Raw genomic sequence first — 17,900 nt, forward strand, 5'->3', positions numbered from 1 at the left:
AAACGTGAAAACCAAATGCGCCACTGGGCCATGGTCACCATGCTCGCCATATTGGCAATGCTCGTCACTATCCTTCATAGCATTGCTGCTGACTTTGATGTAGCCATTGAGACCCATGAAAAAGCACTGGATTTTTCATCCCCTACCCTGCCTGTCAGGCTTTTCCCGCTGCAATCGGTGGAAAAGTCCTACTCCCTTTGCGTTCTCGTGCCTCATATGAAGGATGAATACTGGATCAGCGTCCAGTCCGGTTTCAAGAACCGCGCCGGTGCCTTGGGACTGCAATTCAGCTGGCATGAGGCGGGCGGCTATCTTGAATTGGATCGACAGATCAAACAGATCAAGGCCTGCGTTACACAAGGCCATGATGCCATCATTCTCGGTGCAGTCAGCGCCAATGACCCTGCGCTTTTGAAGGCAGTTGAGGCAGTATCAAAAAGCATCCCGGTCATTGCCATGGTCAATGAACTGCAATCTCCGCATCTTGCAGCCAAGGCCGCCGTATCCTGGTACGAGATGGGCCGCATGCTGGGGCAAAAGGTCGTGTCAGATCTACCAGACAATATAAGGGAACCTCATCGAGTGACTTTGGTCTCCGGGCCATCTGAATCCGGCTGGGCCCCCATTCTGGAAGAAGGCTTGCGAGAAGGCCTGAAATCCGACCGCATCCGCTTTGGCTCATCCTTGCAATCGGACAGTGACTATCGCAACCAGTTTGTGCAGGTCGAAAAAGCCGTTGCCGATTGCCAGCCCAATCACATCATCATTGGCAGCGCACCCGCAGCAGAAGCCGCCATGTCGCTGGTTCGTTTGATCGATTGTCCCAGCAAACCCAAAATCTATGCCAGCTATTATTCCCTTGCCGTAAAACGAGGCCTGCGGTCCAAAAAGATCGAAGCCGCCATTGTCGATTTTGCGGTTCTGCAAGGCTGGCTAGCCGTTGAGCAAAGCGCACGCATTCTGGAAGGCAAGTTGCGCTATAGACAATTGGGTCCGAAGATCGACATCGCCACACCCACGCATATTCCTGCAGATCATTGGGCAGTGATTTCCCGCTAGTGTGGTGGAATTGAAATAGGTATCATTTATCGGCAGGTTCATTTGCCTATTTCAATTCCTGAAACCACACTAGAAACATATATTTGTTAGCCACCCTTTTGAATCTAAAGTTCGTTCGGTGCTCGCTGTTCAATGTGACGAACTTTAGATTCGGGTGACTAGAGCATTTTGAATGAATATCCGGCCATCAAAATACTCCAGGTTCCAGAATTTTCCATTGTCTGGTCTTTGATCATTCTTCAGCTTTTGCCAGAGCCATCAATAATGGCGTGATCAAGAGTGTCAGGGTGATAATGTTAAAACCGACATTCGATAGAATGCCTGCTGCATATGACCCAATACTGTCAACGACAAACCAAGCAATGACAGCAATAAGAGCTGCCTTGATGGTTTGCCGATCACCTTTGCGCACCGCCGGCGTCACAATCAGCAAATAGAACACCGCCAGAGCACAAACCAGCCCGGCACCGATCGATGACAACCATATCGTTTCCTGATTCCATTGCGGCAGCCCGTCTCCAACGGGCCAATGCAGCAGATCAAGATAGATTCGGGCTGCTAAATCAAATGGTGGAAAGGCTGCCAGCCCCCAAAGAAAGCTGATCACAAAAAGTAGACAGGCAATCGCTTTTGTGAGGTTCGCACTCAATCGCTTGGTCATTGGTTTTCCCTTTTCAATGGCATTTCGCGACAAGAAGCCACCAAAAGAACTGCAAGACAATTACCTCGGAAGTAAGTGTTTGATCCCTCCAGATACGCTATAGAGGGAAATGCAAATCAGGCTACAGAGCCGAGCCTAAACTCATTGCGTCAAAGTTTTTTGCCCATCTATCAGGGAGAAGAATGCAATCATGAACCCTGAACCCCAATTCGGAGATATTCTGAGACGATGGCGATCTCTAAGGCGGCTAAGCCAGATGGAGCTTGGTCTGCAAGCCAATGTTTCGGCACGGCATATCAATTTCATTGAAAGAGGCCGTGCCCGACCCTCACGCTCCATGGTCGTGCAATTGGCCCAAACACTGGAAATGTCAAAAGCTGATACCAATCTGGCCGCTCTTGCAGCAGGGCATGCTCCGATTTTCAAGCAGGATCCTTCATCCATCGATCTTGCTCCACTGCGATCCTGCATCCGGCGAATGTTGGACAATCACATGCCATTCCCCGGCATTGTTCTGGATAAACACTGGAATATCATTGATGCCAATGAAGCTGCCCGGTTTTTCCTTCATCATGCAGGCTTCGCCAACGCCATAAACATCATGGAAGCACTGGCAGCGCAACCTCCCGAAGAAAGCTCGATAGAAAACTGGCATGAAGCGGTTGCTCTGATTCTGTACCGCTCAAAGATCGAACTGACCCATGCCGGTGATGATCCGATCCTGTTTCGATTGATCACCAGTCTGGAGGAGCATTTTCACAAATTTGGAGGTAAGGATTTTCACGTCGATTTCAGCCAGGCCATGTTGCCTACACGGTTCAAGATCGGGGGGAAATCTATCTGCATGTTTTCAACCATTGCACATTTTGGGACCGTCTTCGACATGTCCATTTGCGATATTCAGATCGAGTTGATGTTTCCATCCGACCCCAAAAGTGAAGCCGCACTGATTGAGATCGACCAGAAGGTGAAGGCTGAATTCTGACTGATGGTCAGATAGTCATTGTCCGGGAAGTTCATATTGGTGCGGCTTGGAGCTGATACAAACCGACATGATCATTTGCATGACAAACTGGATGGGAATTCGGTGGATCGCTCTTCTCTCAGATCAAGAATATGCATTGATCATATCTCTATGGCGAGCCGAATTGGGAGCACACTTCGATAGCGAGCAACCCAAATAAAAGACGGAATTTTCCCGCCTCTCATTCTTCTTGTTAAATGCATTTTCTTATTCCGGCACATAGCGCGGATAGGTCTTTTTGCTGGTTCTGGCAAAGTCCAGATCAATCTTTGCTGTAGCAAAGGGATTATGCTCATCGGTTTTGGCCAGAATATTGCCTTCCGGATCGATGATCCAGGCAAGACCACCCATGCTTGGTCCCTCACCTTTCGGAGCCCAGAGATTGGAGGATAGGCAATAGGCACCGGAGCAAACTGCGGCTGCCTGGCCGCCTGCCAGCCATTTATCAACCGAGCCGTGAGGCGTTGCGCGTGGCACGCAGAGCAGATCAACGCGTGATTGCGCGTAATGGCGAGCCCATTCGAAGAACCACATCTCTGTACAGATCTGCACGCCCAGACGCATGCCGAGGAGGCGAGCGCTATCGAACCGCTTCTCGCCGCGATCATACCAGCTATGTTCCCAATAATCCTCTTCGTCAGGCAAGTAATATTTGTCATGGAAACCCGCAACGCCTTCTTCCTGTGACCAGACATAAGCCTGATTGCGACGGCTGCCTTGGGCATTGATGATCGGACGGGTGCCCATCACCGCCTTTGCCCCCAGATTGCCAAGATCGGCAATTCGGATCTCATGATCGGCTACAGCCTTTTTCCAGTCTGCTTCATTTGCATCGGGGCTGGCAGCCAACCAACCGGAAAAACTCATTTCAGGAACCAGAACAAAGTCGCTGCCATTCTCGCGAATATGCTCTTTCAGGCCAGCGATGGCATCATCCAGCGTGCTGGGATCCGGGTTCCATTGGCAAACAGTGACTTTCATGGTCTCTCCTCATCTTTTGATGAAAAGGTTACACCGCCTCAATTCTGGTCAATAGAGATTTTATTCGCATGGATCATCAAATTATGATCAAACTGACGTCGGACGACAAACCTGCAAAGAAGAAGTTCAAGCATTATCCAATCGGCTATTTCCATATCGATATTGCTCAGGTTCAGACAGCAGAAGGCAAGCAGCTGTACCTTTATGTTGCAATTGACCGGACAAGCAAATTTGCCTTTGTACAAGCCGTCAGAAAAACCGGAAGATCGTCAGCATCTGCCTTTCTGGAAGCTCTGATAGAAGCAGTACCCTACAAGACCCCTACTGTTCTGACAGATAACGGGATCCAATTTACCTTTCCTCCTCGTTATGCTGACGGTCCTACAGCACGCTACATGACCCATATGTTTGACATGCGATGCAGGGAAAACAGCATTGAACACTGTCTGACCAGGATCAGGCATCCCTGGACGAATGGTCAGGTCGAACGCATGAACCGTACGATCAAGGAAACAACCGTCAAGCGTTATCACTATGACAACCATGAACAGTTAATCGCTCATCTCGATGACTTCATCAATGTATACAATTACGCAAGACGGCTAAAAACACTCAAGGGCCTCACACCGTATGAATTCATATGCAAACAATGGACAAAAGAACCAAAAAGGTTCAACCTAAATCCAATCCATCAAATGCCGGGACTGAACAGATCGCAAGGTAGCTTGCCAGATCAACCATCACTTTCGAGATATTGGCATGCAGATCCAAACTGGCGACCAGAAGAATATCGGGCCCGATAAGGTTACGCACGCGCCTCAGAATCTCGCCCTCTCCGTCCCCAAGGTTTCGGTGACCATGGCACCGTGAAGGTCAAGATAGACCGCATCAAGCAGACCAGCTTGTGCAATCCCCGCCAGAATCATTGAACAGATTGCCTCGAAGACATCATCGGTCACTTCGGCGGAGGGTTCGGCGGTACACCACAGAACAGGGATAACATCAAACCCCGCGGCCGGGGCCGGGGTCGCTGCGGCGAACCCCGCGAGGGGAAATTCATCCCGCATGTCTCTTCAATGACCCGGGTACCGTACAACATGGCAGGCCAGAAGTCGGCCATTCCAAACTCTGCCAATCCGGCCTTGGTCACGCCAAAGCAATTGGTTTCATACTGAAAACCAGCAATAGCAACGCGTGTCACCGTCAAACCCTGTCTGCACTGAAATCTTGGAACACAGTTTCCCCACGCCGAACCGTTGTTAAGACAGTCGTCTTCAGCAATTGATCCGCCTCTTCAAGCGGGTTGCGCGACAGGATGGCAAGATCGGCCAGTTTTCCAACCTCGATCGATCCGCGCTGGTCTTCCTGAAAGACCTGCCAAGCCGCATCAATGGTCTGCGCCTTGAGGGCTGAAAGCGGACTAATCTTCTGATCCTCGCCCAATACCCGACCTGAGGCAGTGGTTCTGTTTACAGCACAATGGGCCAGATGCAGCGGGCGGGTCGGCGTCACCGAGGCGTCATTGTGGATCGTGTAACGCAACCCAAAGCGCTCGGCCGAGGCAGCTGGTGAAATCCGCTGCGCGCGTTCCGGGCCTAGGAAGGTATCGAAATGACGATCCCCCCAGAAATGGATATGGGCAGGGAAAAAGCTGACGGTCATGCCCAGTTCAGCCATGCGTTGCAGTTGGTCATCGCGCAGGATCTGGCCATGAATGATGGTATGGCGGTGATCCGCGCGGGGACATTCCGCAAGCGCTTTTTCAACCGCATCAATGAACATCTCGGCCCCGCCATCGCCGTTACAATGGCAGTGGATCTGATAGCCCAGTCGATGCAGCCGTTTGACCTCAGCGCTATGGGCCTGGGCATCGGCATAGGTCATGCCACAGGGGTGCTCGGGGTCAACCGGCTTGTGATAAGGCTTGGATAGCAGCGCGGTTTGCAGCTGAAAGGCACCATCGGTGAACAGCTTGCGGGGCCCAAGATTGAAATGTGGATTACCGGGCCAATCAACTGCATCTGGACCTTCGGTAACCTCAGGCTCATCCTCGCCAATCGGCAACAGAACCAGATCATAGCCGGGATCCTGATCCGCTGGCAGCGAAGCAAAGTGTTCCAGCATCTTGCGAGAGGTCCAGGCGTTCTGCGCAAAGGTCACGCCTTGGGACAGATATTCGTCTCGGGTGGCTTGGAACCCCTGCCAGAATCGCTCACGTGTGATCAGGAAATCCGTGTCTCCCATGTCACCCATGGCAGAGATTCCTTCGATCAACCCTGTTAATGCCCCGGTATCCATGTCTCGCCCAAAGCGGCCTCCCAGAGGATCTGGAGTATCACGGTTCACCCCGTGGTTCTGTAGCGCCAGTGAATTCGCCGAGCCATTATGCCCTGAGGCATGAATGACCCAAATCGGGTGATCGGTCGAGACGCTGTCCAGTTCCAATCGCGTTGGCATGCGGGCCTCTGCGATTGCCGTGTTGTCAAACAACACCCCCATCACCCATTCGCCTTTGGGCGTGTCAGCCGCCTTGGCACGAAGACGCTCAAGTGCGGTGGCCATGTCCGCGCAATCCCCACGCGGCGGTGAGGACAGATCCACCCGAAACAAACGGATAAATCCGGGATCCGGAAAATGCCCGTGTGGGTCGAGGAAAGCAGGGATCAGGGTATGCCCTTGCAAGTCATGTTCCCTGCTGCCAGCGGGCATTTCAGCACGAAGGGCGGCTTCTGTGCCAACGGCCTTGATGATTTGCCCCTCGGTTAGTACCGCTTCGGGGCGGCTGTTGTCCTCGTCCATCGTAAGGATTGGACCGTTGAAATAGAGCGTGCTCGACATGGTTCTTCTCACCAGTTTTTATTGACCCAGCGGAGCCAAGCAACGCAGGCCGTGACCATTGTCGACCTCCCAGCTTGGTGTCTGAATGCAGAAATCCCGTGCAAAGGGGCACCGTTCGCGAAACTCGCAGCCGGAGGGCCGTTTGAGCAGACTGGGCGGCTCCCCTTTCAAGGCAATACGTTCCAGCCGCGCATCAGGATCCGGCTCTGGATTTGCGGACAAAAGACATCGCGTATAGGGGTGACGTGGGTCGTCAAAGATCGCTTCTGTGCTGCCTTCTTCGACCAGTCGTCCCAGATACATAATGCCCATGCGATCGGCGACGTGGCGCACCACGTTGAGGTTATGGGTGATGATCACCATCGCCAGGCCCAGTCGCTCGCGCAGATCGTTGAGCAGATTGAGCAGCTCGCCCTGCACGGACACATCCAGACCCGCAGTGGGCTCATCCGCTAGGATCAGCTTGGGCTCCAGCGCCAGCGCGCGGGCGACACCTACGCGGCGCGCCTGTCCGCCGGACAGTTGATAAGGATAGCGGTCGGCAAAATGCGAAGGCAGGTTCACCATCTCCAGCAGGCGCTTGGCCTCAGCCTGCATGTCGCGCTCTTTCATGCCTTGAATACGATAAGGCTCGGTGATCAGGCTGGCGATAGTCAGTCGCGGTGACAAGGAACCGATCGGATCCTGAAACATCATGGTAATGTCTTTGCGCCAGGGGCGCAGCGCTCGTTCCGAGGCCCCTCGGATCTCCTGACCGTTGAATTTGACAGAACCACCTTGGGCGGGAGCCAAACCGGCAATAGCACGGATCACCGTTGTCTTTCCCGATCCACTTTCCCCGACCAAGGCATAGGTTTCGCCTGCTTTCACCGAAAAGCTGACACCCGCCAGCACATTGACCTGTCCATAGCTGGTTTGCAGATCTTTTACATCGAGCAAGGTCATTGGGCTGTCTCCTCGTGATTGAGCCAGCAGGCTGCATGGTGACCCTCTTTTAGCTTAGTAAGCGGAGGCACCTTTGCACAGTGGGGCATAGCCTGATAGCAGCGACCACGGAAGATGCAGCCCCCGGGCAGTTTGGCCAGATCCGGCACCTCACCCGGGATGGTCGGCAGCACACGAGCGCGTTCCTTGATATGGCCCGGATCGCAATCGATCAGACGGCGGGTATAGGGGTGTTTGGGATCATGGAAGATTTCGCGAACATCGCCGCTTTCGACGACGGTGCCTGCATACATCACCACTACACGGTCACAGAGCTCTGCAATGACCCCCAGATGGTGAGAGATGAACAGGATAGCGCAGTCAAACTCCTGTTGCAGCTGATGAAGACGTTCGATGATCTGCACCTCCAGCGTGGCGTCCAGCGCCGTGGTGGGCTCATCCGCGATCAACAGGTCCGGCTCCGACATCAATGCCATTGCAATGGCGATCCGCTGGCGCATACCACCGGAGAACTCATGCGGGAACTGGTCCAGCCGAGCCTCCGGGTCCGGAATACCGACCGCGCCCAGCATCTGCGCTGCGCGTGCCCATTTTTCGGTCTTGGTCGCATTGGAGCGGTGCTGGATATCCAGCATCTGCCGACCAATGGACAGGACAGGGTTGTGTGTCTGCATCGGGTCCTGGAACACGATGGAGATATCTGCGCCGCGCAAGTCACGCATCTTGCGCTTGGGCAGTTGCAGAAGGTCTTGGCCTTTGAAACGTACCTCGCCCTGACGGAACCTTGTGTTGGGCGCAGTCAGCCGCAGGATCGAGGAGATCAGGGTGGATTTGCCGCAGCCCGATTCACCAACGATGCCAACAATCTCACCTTTGCGGATGTCAAAGGAGATATCGCGCAGGGCCTTCAGATCACCGCGGGCGGTTTCATAGTCGACGCTGAGGCGGTCGATTTCCAGAAGCGTATCACTCATCGCTGCTTCCTCAGTTTTGGGTCAACCACGTCACGCAGGGATTCACCCAGGAAAGTGAAGCCAAGGGTTGCCAGGATGATTGGTAGCCCGCCACCCACCACCAGCCAGGGTGTCTGGCGTATCAGGGAATATCCGTCCTTCAAAAGCGCTCCCCAACTTGGGGTCGGTGGTTTCACCCCGAGGCCAAGGAAGGACAGACCCGCTTCTAGCGCGATCACTGTGGGGATATCCATCGCTGCCAGCACCGCCAGCACGCCGACGATGTTTGGCAGCATATGTACCCCCAGAATACGTTTCATGCTGGCACCCATCGAGCGCTCGGCTAGGATGAATTCAGAATTGCGCAAGGTCAGCGTCTGCGTTCGCGCCACCCGGCCATAGGTCGGGATCGAGGTTGCCATGACGACCAGTACGACGGTTTGCAGACTTGGCCCGACCAGGGCCACGACGGCCAAGGCAAACATCACAGTTGGGAAAGAGCGGATAGTGTCAAAGAACAGCATCAAGAGGTTGTCGAGCCATTTTGGACCGTAGCCCGCGATCATACCCAGGGTGAGACCAATGGCCATGGCGCCAAAGACAGCAGGCAAAGCGACCTTCAAGGCAACCTGTCCGCCCATGATCACACGGGAAAACGTGTCGCGGCCCAGTTGATCGGTACCCAGCAGATGCGCGGCTGACGGGCCCTGCAGGCGGTCCTTGATGTTCATGCCAACGGGATCATAGGGCACGACCCAGACGGCAAAGATGGCACAGAACAGGATGCTGCCGACAATAATCAGCCCCATCAGCCCCAATGGATCGCGGGCTACTTCATGGAGGATCTGACCAAGTTCGGAACGGGATTTAGACATATCAGTTCCCTCTTCAGACAGCCGCACGGGCGCGGGGGTCAAGCCAGGCGTTGATCAAGTCGGCAAGCGCTGTGGAAACCACAAACAGACCGGTCGAAATCAGCACCGATCCCATTACGATCGGGTAATTGCGGGTGGTGATGCTGTCAATAACCAGTTTGCCCAGTCCGGGGCGAGCAAAGACGATTTCGGCAAAGACGGCAGAGGACAAGAGGAACCCCATTCCGACGCCGATCACCGTGACTACGGGCAGAATGGCGATGCGCAGCGCATAGATCATCACAACCTGACGTTCGCTAAGTCCAAACGCTCGGGCGGTGCGGATGTGAGGCTCACCCATGACTTCCAGCATTGAGGCGCGTACCAGCCTGGCGATGTATCCAACCCAGCTGAGGCCGATGGCAAAGGCGGGCAGCACCAAATGATTGAGACGCCCCCAGAAGCCTTCGCCTGCGCCGATGGCGGGAAACCACTGCAGGTTCACCGCAAAGATCAGCAGCGACAGCAATGCCACCACAAAAGCGGGGGCAGCCACGAAACTTACCGAAATGGCCGCGGTGATCCGGTCGATTACGGTATTGGGGTGTGCCGCAGCATAGGAACCCAGGGCGATACCCAAGGTGGCGGACCAGATGATCGAGCTCAGGATCAACCAAAGGGTATGTGGCAATTGCTGGAACACGATTTCAGTCACGGAGCGCCCCGAGAACACGTCAGTCCCCAGATCCCCTTGCAGCAGGTTGCCATAAAAGATGGCAAGCTGTTTCCAGATCGGCTGGTCCAGCGCCAGTTCAGCTGTCAGCCGCGCCTGCAATTCGGGAGTGGCGCGGGGACCCAGCATGATCTGCACCGGATCTCCAGGCACGGCGCGGATCATAAGAAACATGGTGGTGATAGCGACGATCAGGATCAGCAGAGCCAGCCCAAACCGTCGGAAAGTAAAGATCAACATTACCGCATGACTCCATTAGTTCATCGCTGTGCGGAAGAAGGGCAGCACGGCTGCAGCGAGAATGCAGCCGTGCCAATTGGTAAGGCCTGGGGGAGAGTTTTAGGCCTTGCCAAAGTACCGCAGCAGCGCTAGCCCATCGGGGCGCAATGCGGGGGTAACACTGGCGGAATGCACCACTGGCGTCGCCTCGTGTGTCAGGAAGCGATAGGCACCGCTTTCTTCCATCAGATCCTGCGCGCGCTGGTACATTTCCGCCCGTTTGGTCTGGTCGGTCAGCTGCGACGCTTCGCTATGGATCTTGTCGAACTCTTCATTGCTGAAACGTTCCCAGTTCCAGATGCCCGCCTGTTCAGTGGTGAACCAGGAGGTCGCATAATAGGGGTCCGGAGTCATGGAATAGCGGTTCAGCACCAGCTGCAGATCGTCATTGTCTCCGCTAGCCCAGAAAGCACCGGATTCCAGCACGTTGATTTCGACCGTAATACCGATCTGAGCCAGGGTCGCCTGGATCACCTGAGCGGCGGTGGTGAAGGTGGTCTTGTTCAATGTATCGAGCTTGAGGGTCACATTGGTTTCACCCGACTCTGCCAGCAGCGCTGCCGCCTTCTCGAAGTTCGCTTGTGGGGGTACCATCGTTTTCGGCCGGTTGCCAGCCAGTCCCGGAGCAATGATACCCGTCGAAGGTTCGACTGCACCAAAATAGGCGGCTTCCAGAACCATCGGCACATCAATGGCGTGCTGGATGGCCTGGCGCAGCTTTTGGTTCTGCAGCTTTGGATGATCCAGATTCATGCCAAGCCATGCGTAGTACAGCGAAGGGTATTCCAGCAGGGTGCCGCCATTTGGAACTCCGGCACGGTAACGCTCGACCGAGCCCAGCGACACACGGGTAAAGTCCAGCTCGCCTGCCTCAAAGGCAATTTCGGCGGTGTTTTCATCGTCGATCGGCAGGATCTCGATGGTGTCCCAGGCGGGTGCTTCGCCTTTCCAATCCGGGTTGCGTTTGAGCGTGGTCTTGGCCTTCGGCTCCCAGTTCGTCCGCAGGTAGGGGCCGGATTCCGCCACAGGATCGGAGCCGATCCGCCCACCGGCAGCTTCTACCGCAACCTTGGAGACGATGTTGCCAGTGATATATGGCAACGCAATGCTCCAAAGCGGTGCAAAGGGTTCTTTCAGAACGATGGTGCCTTCGCGTTCACCTGTTACCTCAACGTGACTCAGCGTCCCCATGTCGGGCTTGTTCGAGCTTTCGGTTGCATCGGCGATGATCCGTTCAAAGCTGAATTTCACATCCTCGGCAGTCATTGCGCCAAAGCCATTGGTAAAACCGATGTCATCGCGCAGGGCAAACTTGATGTGGGTCGGATCGGCTTGCTCGATCATCCCTGCGGCATCCAATTGCCAATCCCATTCACGGCCAGGTTTGTACTGAATCAGCTTGTTGTAGATGGAGGCGTAGACCTCTTCTTCGAAAACGCCAACACTATGTGCTGGGTCCATATTCTGAGCATCCCCATAGGCGCGTACCCGCAGGGTATTGTCACCAGCAGCCAGGACCCGATTGCCAAATCCCATGGGCAGTGCCGCTGCTGCTCCCAAAGCTGTGACGCCCCTCATAAAACTGCGTCGCCCTACTGCTGCCTTTTGCCATTCAATCTTCATGTCTTCCTCCCTCGGAACCAGTTGCACATGACCTCAGCCAAGTGATCTCTCTCAACTCACTTCGCCAAGAACTTTATTTTCATATCGATTTGGCGCGAGATGAACCTGTCATCCGCATCGCCCTTAAAGCCTGATTTCATGAGTAAAAAAGACGGGTTTTCGGCAAAACAAAATTGTGCAACTTTACGCAATATGACGCACATTGAAGTGAAGTCGCGTCAGATCGCGAAAGGAATGCCGACAATGGACAAAAACTTTTCCACCAATCTTCGATCTCTATGCGCCGACTACGGCAGTATCTCGCAGATTTGTCGTGAGATTGGACTCAACCGGCAACAATTCAATCGCTATCTGAATGGGTCCAGCTTGCCATCGGCCCATAACCTTCGACGGATCGCGCGCCACTTTGGTCTTGCCGAAGAGCTGCTGTTCGTACCAGGTTCCAAATTTGAAGAGGCGCAGATAGGGGCGCGCCAAGACCAAGAAGATGGACCTGCTGAGCGTTTTCTGGCCCCCTATCGCGGGCAGCAAAAGAACCTCCGACGATACCTCGGGTTCTATCATTCCTTTTTTTGCACCCCCTCCTGGGAAGGGCGCATTTTCTGCTCTTTGGTGCGGATAAGCGAAAAAGATGGAATAATTACAAGCAGATCCTTTGAAAATGCCACCTCACGCGACAAATCAATCCGTCAGATTTCGAAATATAGCGGACTGGTAACCATGCGCGGCAATAGGATCTTTGTAACCGAGCATGAATGTTCGCACGAAGGAAGCATTGCCCATACAATCCTTTATACAGCTCAGCGTCAGCAACTAAAGTATCTGCGCGGAATGACCACGGGCCTTGCCTGGCGCCCACACCCTCACCCTTACTCATCTCGCACAATCTGGAAGCGGCTCAGTGAACGGATATCCGCGCGCGAGGCTATATCAGATTGCGGAATCTACCCTACTCATAGCCTCCAGATCGATCCAACTGTTCGTAAATTCCTAAGCGAGCCTACTGAGCCGACCTCCACAAGGTCCTTGGGTAAAACATAACTATCCAAACTGGCACTGGCAGCCGAGACAACAAAGACCTTCTTCCCCATCATGAAGAATGCCACCATCAATCGCATGTGGGCAGGTCTGAAAGCCCATATGCCGGATAATCTGCCGGTCATCGGTCCGACAATTGGTGCGAAAAAGCCTATCACGCCTTCGCTTTCTCAGCTCATTGTTTTCGGCTTGGGACCATCCCTGGTGATGTGCTATCAGAACTCGTCACAAACAAAGCACCCTCTTTGATCTCACGACTTTTCGCGCGGATCACTGTGAGCGCAAGACATTATAATTTTCCCGATATGGAGATGTCATCATGACCATCGAGCGTATGGACTCCAACCAGCGCATGAGCAAAATCGTCAAGCATAACGGCACCATCTATCTATGCGGGCAAACCGCAGCCGATGACGATAACTGGGATATTACCGAGCAAACCCAGCGTTGCCTCGACAAGATTGACGCTCTGCTGGAGCAAGCTGGAAGTGATCGCAACAAGATCCTCTCCACCACCATCTATATCCGTGACATGAAGGACTTTGCCGCCATGAATGCGGTTTGGGATGCGTGGGTAGCAGATGGCGAAAAGCCAGCCCGCGCCTGCGTCGAAGCTCGCATGGCCCGCCCGCATATTCTGGTCGAATTCTCCGTCGTTGCGGCTGAGTAAGTTATCAAGAAATCTGGATTTGGCCTGAGTATCATTGCACAGTCCAAATTCCATTTGAAACCGATTTGTCCAACCGGGCTGATCGGTTTCTTTTTGGCCATATCCCACAATCCATCACAAGGCTTGCTTACACATCTCACCTGACGCACTATCGCCGTTTGCGGCAGTGAGCCACTCCACCTAAAGAAAGCAATAGACTTGGTCCCTTCTTCCTTGCGTGCCACTTCTCCCGTGATTGGCACTTTTTGTGTCATGGCAGCGGCCATGTGCTTTGGCTCCATTCCGCTTTTCTCTCGCATGACCTTTGCTGATGGCCTGACTCCGGCCTCTGTCACCTTCATGCGATATTTTCTGCCAGCCCTTCTTCTTTGTTTTCTTCTGCCACCCCTACTCGCAGATCGTACAACAGCCTTTCGCACTTTTCTGGTCGGCATCGCCATTGCTATCGGCACTTATGGATATGCCGTTGGCATTCGGGATCTGGATGTCGCCATAGCCGCCATCATCTTTTTCAGCTTCCCGCTTTTTGTCTCCCTCTACAAGCTGATCCTGTTGCGTCTTCGACCAACACAATCGGAAATCATCACCTTGAGCCTGATCACACTGGCGGTGGCATTGGTGGCAGGTCCGATTGATCCCGACAAGGTATCGCTTGCCTCGGTCCTGACGACTTTTCTAGGGCCGGCCGCCTATGGCGCAGTACTTGTTACCTTCTCCACTCAAAAGCAGGATCTACCCGCTCTCTCACTCAGCGCAGCTCTATGTTTAGGCGGATTATTGGGATCGATTGCAATCATGCTTGTCTTTGACGGGAGCCTCATTCTGCCTAGCAGCACAAATGGTTGGATCGGGGTGATCGGGCTCAGTATAATCGCAACCCTTGCTCCCAATGCCTTTTTGGCAATCGGGGCCGGAGCCGCTGGTCCTGTTCGTTCTGCAATAGGCGGAACATTCGAGTTACCCGTTTCACTCAGTCTTGGCTGGTTTGTCTTGATGGAACCCATTGAACTCAACCAAATTGCAGGGGCGTCCATCATACTTGGCTCGCTGATCGTGAACATCCTCAAACGATAATCGGATTGCATTCATGCCTGTGGGACAGCCAATCTGGTTCGACCCCAAGTTTCGGAAAAATCGAAGAATTTTTCCACCAAACCCGCCCCATCATCCAACAGCTCATCCTTTGGAACTTCCAACTCGGGTTCATCACTTTTCAGAAAATTTATGCAACCGGTTGCAATTTTTCTTTTCGAGATATAATCTCCCACTAGAATTTTCAGTCAGGACTACGAATAAATCTTTGTTTATTCGACCCATTCATTTCCTGATTCTGAAAAATTCAGCTTGCACTCGATTGCATTTTGGGAGGAATTTATGAAAAAACTCAAGCTACTCGCAGCCGCCGCTTCTTTTGCAGCTCTGACCTCAGCCGCCATGGCGGGCACCATCGGCTTCTCCAGCCCGAACTTTGATGACAACTTCCAGACCGTTCTGCGTGAAACAGCAAAAAGCCATGCAGAAAAACTGGGTCACAGCATCCAGATCGAAGATGCACGTGAGGATGTAGGCATGCAGCTGAGCCAGATCCAGAACTTCATCGCTTCCGGTGTTGACGCCATCATTCTGGCTCCTGTTTCTGCAGCCGCGACCCCACAGATCACCAAGATGGCAGAAGCTGCAGGCATTCCCCTTATCTATGTGAACCGCCGCCCTGCCGATCTGGACAAGCTTGGCGACAAGGCAGCCTTCGTTGGCTCCGATGAAACCTGGTCCGGTACTCTGGAAGCCTTTGAGATCTGCAATCAGGCAGCAGGCACCGGCAAAGCCGTCATGCTGATGGGCATCCTGTCCAATGAGGCAGCCGTGACCCGTTCTGAAGACGTTCGCGAAGTGCTGAAGCTCTCCATGTGCAAGGGTATCGAACTGATCGCTGAGCAGGAAGCAAAATGGCAGCGAACGGAAGCCAACAACGTTGTGGCCAACTGGCTGAGCTCCGGCAAGGACTTCAACATTGTCTTTGCCAACAACGACGAAATGGCTCTTGGTGCCTTGCAAGCCCTGAAAGCGGCCGGTGTGAATATGGATGACGTATTGGTTGGCGGCGTTGACGCAACTGCTGATGCCCTTGCTTCCATGAAAGCTGGTGAGCTGGATGTGACTGTCTTCCAGAATGCCAATGGTCAGGCCACCGGTGCTGTTGATGCTGCCATTTCCGCGATGGAAGGCAACGCCCTGCCAAACTGGATCAATATTCCGTTTGAATTGGTGACCCCTGCCAATGTCGACAAATATATGGGCAACAACTAAAGCGCTTTGATTGGAAGCGCATTCTTATCCGAAAACCGCACATGCTTTTCGGGAATGCGCTCCAACCTTGCAATAAGCATCTCGCACCCTTTTTCAGGGTGCGAGATACCAGCATGAAACAGCCAGGAAACAGTCATGACAGATAGTCGTAAACTCGTGCTGAGAACTCAGGATCTGTGCAAGAATTACGGTGGCGTGCAGGCTCTCAAGGGAGCAGATTTCGAACTCTATGAAGGCGAGCATGTTGCTATTGTCGGCGACAATGGCGCTGGCAAATCCACTTTTGTCCGTCAAATCACAGGTGTTGAGCAACCAAGCTCCGGCTCCATCTTCTTTGACGGCAAGGAAGTCGCTTTCAAAACCCCGCTCGATGCTCGTGAAGCCGGTATTGAAGCCGTCTTCCAGAATCTGGCCCTGGCCAATGATCTGGATGTTCCGGCCAATATCTTTTTGGGCCGCGAGGAAGTCTATTTCAATCTTGGTCCCTTCAGCTTTCTCAATGAAAAGAAGATGCTGGAGCAAGCCAAGGAAGGTCTGGAGCGGACCGCGGTCAAGATCCCGAACCTGCGCAATGCCATCGGCAACATGTCCGGTGGGCAGCGTCAGTGTGTGGCCATTTCCCGCTCCGCTGCCTTTGCTTCCAAACTGATCATCATGGATGAGCCGACAGCCGCTCTCGGTGTTCAGGAAACCACACAGGTGGAAAACATCATTCGCCGCCTGAAAGAACAGGGCGTGCCGCTCATTCTGGTCAGCCATAACTTGCGTCAGGTCTTCAATCTTGTGGACCGCATTTTCGTATTCCGTCGCGGTGAAATCGTCGGCGTTGTCAATGCCAAGGAAAGCGATGGCAACGAGATTGTTTCCCTGATAACAGGCGTTCAGACAGGTGTTCATGAAAATGCCAGCTACATCTAATCCGACCGCCCCAGCCGATATGAATCAGGCGCACAAGAAGAAACTTCCGCAGGAATTCAGCATATTTCTGGTGTTGATCGGCATTGCCGCCCTGTTCGAGATTCTGGGCTGGATCTTTGTCGGTCAAAGCTTTCTGGCCAACTCCAAACGTTTGGTCATCATCGTCCTGCAAGTTTCCATCATCGGCATCATTGCCGTTGGTGTAACACAGGTCATCATCACCTCGGGCATTGATTTGTCAGGGGGCTCGGTCGCCGCCCTCGCCGCCATGATCGCGGCCAGTCTGGCACAAGCCTCCGGCGGGTTCTCCATTTTCTATCCGGGCGTGGTTGACCTTCCGGTCATCGTGCCGATCCTGGCCGCCATTGGCGTCGGGATGCTGGCAGGCTGGTTGAATGGTGCCATCACCGCCTATACCGGTGTGCCACCCTTCATTCCAACGCTGGGAATGCTTGTCGCTGCCCGTGGCATCGCGGTTCTCTATTCCGAAGGTCAGCCAATCTTTGGCCTGACCGAGAGCTATGTCGCGCTTGGCCAGGGTGCCATGCCAGTGGTGATCTTCCTTGGCGTTGCGGTCCTGTTCCATATCCTTCTGACCTATACGGTCTATGGGCGCCGCACCTATGCCATCGGCTCCAATGAGGAAGCCGCCCGCACGGTGGGTATCAAGGTCAACCGTCACAAGGTGCTGGTCTATTCCATCGCCGGTGGTTTGGCGGGCCTCGCAGGCATCGTGATGAGCGCGCGCGCCACCATGGGGCAGCCGGGCATGGGCTTCATGTATGAGCTCGACGCCATTTCAGCAGCCGTGATTGGTGGCACCTCGCTCTTCGGGGGTAAGGGTCGCATTTCCGGCACCGTCATCGGCGTCTTCATTCTGGGTGTCATTACCTCTGGCTTCACCTTTCTGCGCGTTGATTTCTACTATCAGGAAATCGCCAAGGGCATGATCATTGTGGCCGCCGTGATTGCTGACCAACGCCGTCAAGGCAAGCGGGCTTAGGATAGGAGCACCAA

At 53.9% G+C, this 17,900-nt stretch carries 17 protein-coding genes and 2 pseudogenes; 10 read left to right on the plus strand and 9 right to left on the minus strand.

The genetic code is table 11. The annotated features are described in order from the left end of the window. Nucleotides 1-1,059, plus strand: a 1,059-nt coding sequence (torT, locus tag CRO57_RS22170; protein ID WP_097155719.1) for a TMAO reductase system periplasmic protein TorT, incomplete at its 5' end; no start/stop codon positions are given. A gap of 232 nt (nt 1,060-1,291) precedes the next feature. Here torT and CRO57_RS22175 read toward each other — a convergent pair. Next, the gene (locus tag CRO57_RS22175; RefSeq protein ID WP_097155720.1) at nt 1,292-1,720 is read right to left on the minus strand and encodes a hypothetical protein; all 429 of its coding nucleotides are present in this window, start codon (nt 1,718-1,720) and stop codon (nt 1,292-1,294) included. Nucleotides 1,721-1,910: 190 nt separating this feature from the next. Here CRO57_RS22175 and CRO57_RS22180 point away from each other — a divergent pair, with 190 nt between their 5' ends. After that, nucleotides 1,911-2,705 (plus strand): helix-turn-helix domain-containing protein, encoded by a 795-nt coding sequence (locus CRO57_RS22180; RefSeq protein ID WP_097155721.1) that lies wholly within the window; start codon nt 1,911-1,913, stop codon nt 2,703-2,705. A gap of 246 nt (nt 2,706-2,951) precedes the next feature. Here CRO57_RS22180 and CRO57_RS22185 read toward each other — a convergent pair whose 3' ends face one another. Then, nucleotides 2,952-3,725 carry a carbon-nitrogen hydrolase family protein gene (locus CRO57_RS22185; protein WP_097155722.1) on the minus strand — a complete coding sequence of 258 codons (774 nt, stop codon included), beginning with the start codon at nt 3,723-3,725 and terminating at the stop codon, nt 2,952-2,954. 104 nt (nt 3,726-3,829) lie between these two features. Between CRO57_RS22185 and CRO57_RS22190 the strand changes: the two are divergent. Further along, nucleotides 3,830-4,435 (plus strand): annotated as a pseudogene (locus CRO57_RS22190) (integrase core domain-containing protein); the annotation flags it as partial. Here the strand turns inward: CRO57_RS22190 and CRO57_RS25410 are convergent. The 7 genes and pseudogenes from CRO57_RS25410 to CRO57_RS22225 all read right to left on the minus strand — a co-directional run bounded on the left by CRO57_RS25410 (nt 4,398) and on the right by CRO57_RS22225 (nt 11,950). Continuing rightward, a pseudogene (locus tag CRO57_RS25410) lies at nt 4,398-4,792 on the minus strand (M81 family metallopeptidase). The pseudogenes CRO57_RS22190 and CRO57_RS25410 sit on opposite strands and share 38 nt — an antisense overlap. A 136-nt stretch (nt 4,793-4,928) precedes the next feature. Next, nucleotides 4,929-6,563: an amidohydrolase gene (locus CRO57_RS22200; RefSeq protein WP_097155723.1), complete on the minus strand. Its 1,635-nt coding sequence runs from the start codon at nt 6,561-6,563 to the stop codon at nt 4,929-4,931. A gap of 18 nt (nt 6,564-6,581) precedes the next feature. Then, nucleotides 6,582-7,508 (minus strand): oligopeptide/dipeptide ABC transporter ATP-binding protein, encoded by a 927-nt coding sequence (locus CRO57_RS22205; protein ID WP_097155724.1) that lies wholly within the window; start codon nt 7,506-7,508, stop codon nt 6,582-6,584. Beyond that, complete coding sequence (locus CRO57_RS22210; RefSeq protein WP_097155725.1) at nt 7,505-8,482, minus strand: ABC transporter ATP-binding protein; 978 nt, start codon at nt 8,480-8,482, stop codon at nt 7,505-7,507. Before CRO57_RS22210 ends, CRO57_RS22205 begins: the two co-directional genes overlap by 4 nt. After that, entirely contained in the window at nt 8,479-9,336 is an 858-nt protein-coding gene (locus tag CRO57_RS22215) for an ABC transporter permease (protein WP_097155726.1), read from the minus strand. The genes CRO57_RS22210 and CRO57_RS22215 overlap by 4 nt, the downstream gene beginning before the upstream one ends. Before the next feature lie 13 nt (nt 9,337-9,349). Beyond that, nucleotides 9,350-10,288 carry an ABC transporter permease gene (locus CRO57_RS22220; protein WP_097155727.1) on the minus strand — a complete coding sequence of 313 codons (939 nt, stop codon included), beginning with the start codon at nt 10,286-10,288 and terminating at the stop codon, nt 9,350-9,352. Nucleotides 10,289-10,387: 99 nt separating this feature from the next. After that, nucleotides 10,388-11,950 carry an ABC transporter substrate-binding protein gene (locus CRO57_RS22225; protein WP_097155728.1) on the minus strand — a complete coding sequence of 521 codons (1,563 nt, stop codon included), beginning with the start codon at nt 11,948-11,950 and terminating at the stop codon, nt 10,388-10,390. A gap of 243 nt (nt 11,951-12,193) precedes the next feature. Here CRO57_RS22225 and CRO57_RS22230 point away from each other — a divergent pair, with 243 nt between their 5' ends. From CRO57_RS22230 to CRO57_RS22265, 7 genes are all read left to right on the plus strand, one after another. Next, complete coding sequence (locus CRO57_RS22230; RefSeq protein WP_097155848.1) at nt 12,194-12,991, plus strand: helix-turn-helix transcriptional regulator; 798 nt, start codon at nt 12,194-12,196, stop codon at nt 12,989-12,991. Between the two features lie 51 nt (nt 12,992-13,042). Beyond that, nucleotides 13,043-13,237 carry a hypothetical protein gene (locus tag CRO57_RS22235; RefSeq protein WP_097155729.1) on the plus strand — a complete coding sequence of 65 codons (195 nt, stop codon included), beginning with the start codon at nt 13,043-13,045 and terminating at the stop codon, nt 13,235-13,237. 70 nt (nt 13,238-13,307) lie between these two features. Further along, on the plus strand, nt 13,308-13,658 hold the full coding sequence (locus CRO57_RS22240) for a RidA family protein (RefSeq protein WP_097155730.1): 351 nt from the start codon (nt 13,308-13,310) through the stop codon (nt 13,656-13,658). 198 nt (nt 13,659-13,856) lie between these two features. Further along, complete coding sequence (locus CRO57_RS22245) at nt 13,857-14,732, plus strand: DMT family transporter (protein ID WP_097155731.1); 876 nt, start codon at nt 13,857-13,859, stop codon at nt 14,730-14,732. Nucleotides 14,733-15,032: 300 nt separating this feature from the next. Continuing rightward, nucleotides 15,033-15,965 (plus strand): sugar ABC transporter substrate-binding protein, encoded by a 933-nt coding sequence (locus CRO57_RS22255; RefSeq protein WP_097155733.1) that lies wholly within the window; start codon nt 15,033-15,035, stop codon nt 15,963-15,965. A gap of 135 nt (nt 15,966-16,100) precedes the next feature. Then, complete coding sequence (locus CRO57_RS22260) at nt 16,101-16,883, plus strand: ATP-binding cassette domain-containing protein (protein ID WP_097155734.1); 783 nt, start codon at nt 16,101-16,103, stop codon at nt 16,881-16,883. Further along, entirely contained in the window at nt 16,861-17,886 is a 1,026-nt protein-coding gene (locus CRO57_RS22265; protein ID WP_097155735.1) for an ABC transporter permease, read from the plus strand. Before CRO57_RS22260 ends, CRO57_RS22265 begins: the two co-directional genes overlap by 23 nt. The last annotated feature ends 14 nt before the right edge of the window (nt 17,887-17,900 follow it).

The organism is Cohaesibacter gelatinilyticus, from assembly GCF_900215605.1.
GTDB lineage: Bacteria > Pseudomonadota > Alphaproteobacteria > Rhizobiales > Cohaesibacteraceae > Cohaesibacter > Cohaesibacter gelatinilyticus.

Coding starts and splice junctions, on each gene's coding strand:
- CRO57_RS22260 (WP_097155734.1), top strand. CDS start 16,101: ATGACAGATAGTCGTAAACTCGTGCTGAGAACTCAGGATCTGTGCAAG.
- CRO57_RS22175 (WP_097155720.1), bottom strand. CDS start 1,720: ATGACCAAGCGATTGAGTGCGAACCTCACAAAAGCGATTGCCTGTCTA.
- CRO57_RS22180 (WP_097155721.1), top strand. CDS start 1,911: ATGAACCCTGAACCCCAATTCGGAGATATTCTGAGACGATGGCGATCT.
- CRO57_RS22255 (WP_097155733.1), top strand. CDS start 15,033: ATGAAAAAACTCAAGCTACTCGCAGCCGCCGCTTCTTTTGCAGCTCTG.
- CRO57_RS22205 (WP_097155724.1), bottom strand. CDS start 7,508: ATGACCTTGCTCGATGTAAAAGATCTGCAAACCAGCTATGGACAGGTC.
- CRO57_RS22220 (WP_097155727.1), bottom strand. CDS start 10,288: ATGTTGATCTTTACTTTCCGACGGTTTGGGCTGGCTCTGCTGATCCTG.
- CRO57_RS22240 (WP_097155730.1), top strand. CDS start 13,308: ATGACCATCGAGCGTATGGACTCCAACCAGCGCATGAGCAAAATCGTC.
- CRO57_RS22235 (WP_097155729.1), top strand. CDS start 13,043: ATGAAGAATGCCACCATCAATCGCATGTGGGCAGGTCTGAAAGCCCAT.
- CRO57_RS22230 (WP_097155848.1), top strand. CDS start 12,194: ATGGACAAAAACTTTTCCACCAATCTTCGATCTCTATGCGCCGACTAC.
- CRO57_RS22200 (WP_097155723.1), bottom strand. CDS start 6,563: ATGTCGAGCACGCTCTATTTCAACGGTCCAATCCTTACGATGGACGAG.
- CRO57_RS22265 (WP_097155735.1), top strand. CDS start 16,861: ATGAAAATGCCAGCTACATCTAATCCGACCGCCCCAGCCGATATGAAT.
- CRO57_RS22210 (WP_097155725.1), bottom strand. CDS start 8,482: ATGAGTGATACGCTTCTGGAAATCGACCGCCTCAGCGTCGACTATGAA.
- CRO57_RS22215 (WP_097155726.1), bottom strand. CDS start 9,336: ATGTCTAAATCCCGTTCCGAACTTGGTCAGATCCTCCATGAAGTAGCC.
- CRO57_RS22225 (WP_097155728.1), bottom strand. CDS start 11,950: ATGAAGATTGAATGGCAAAAGGCAGCAGTAGGGCGACGCAGTTTTATG.
- CRO57_RS22185 (WP_097155722.1), bottom strand. CDS start 3,725: ATGAAAGTCACTGTTTGCCAATGGAACCCGGATCCCAGCACGCTGGAT.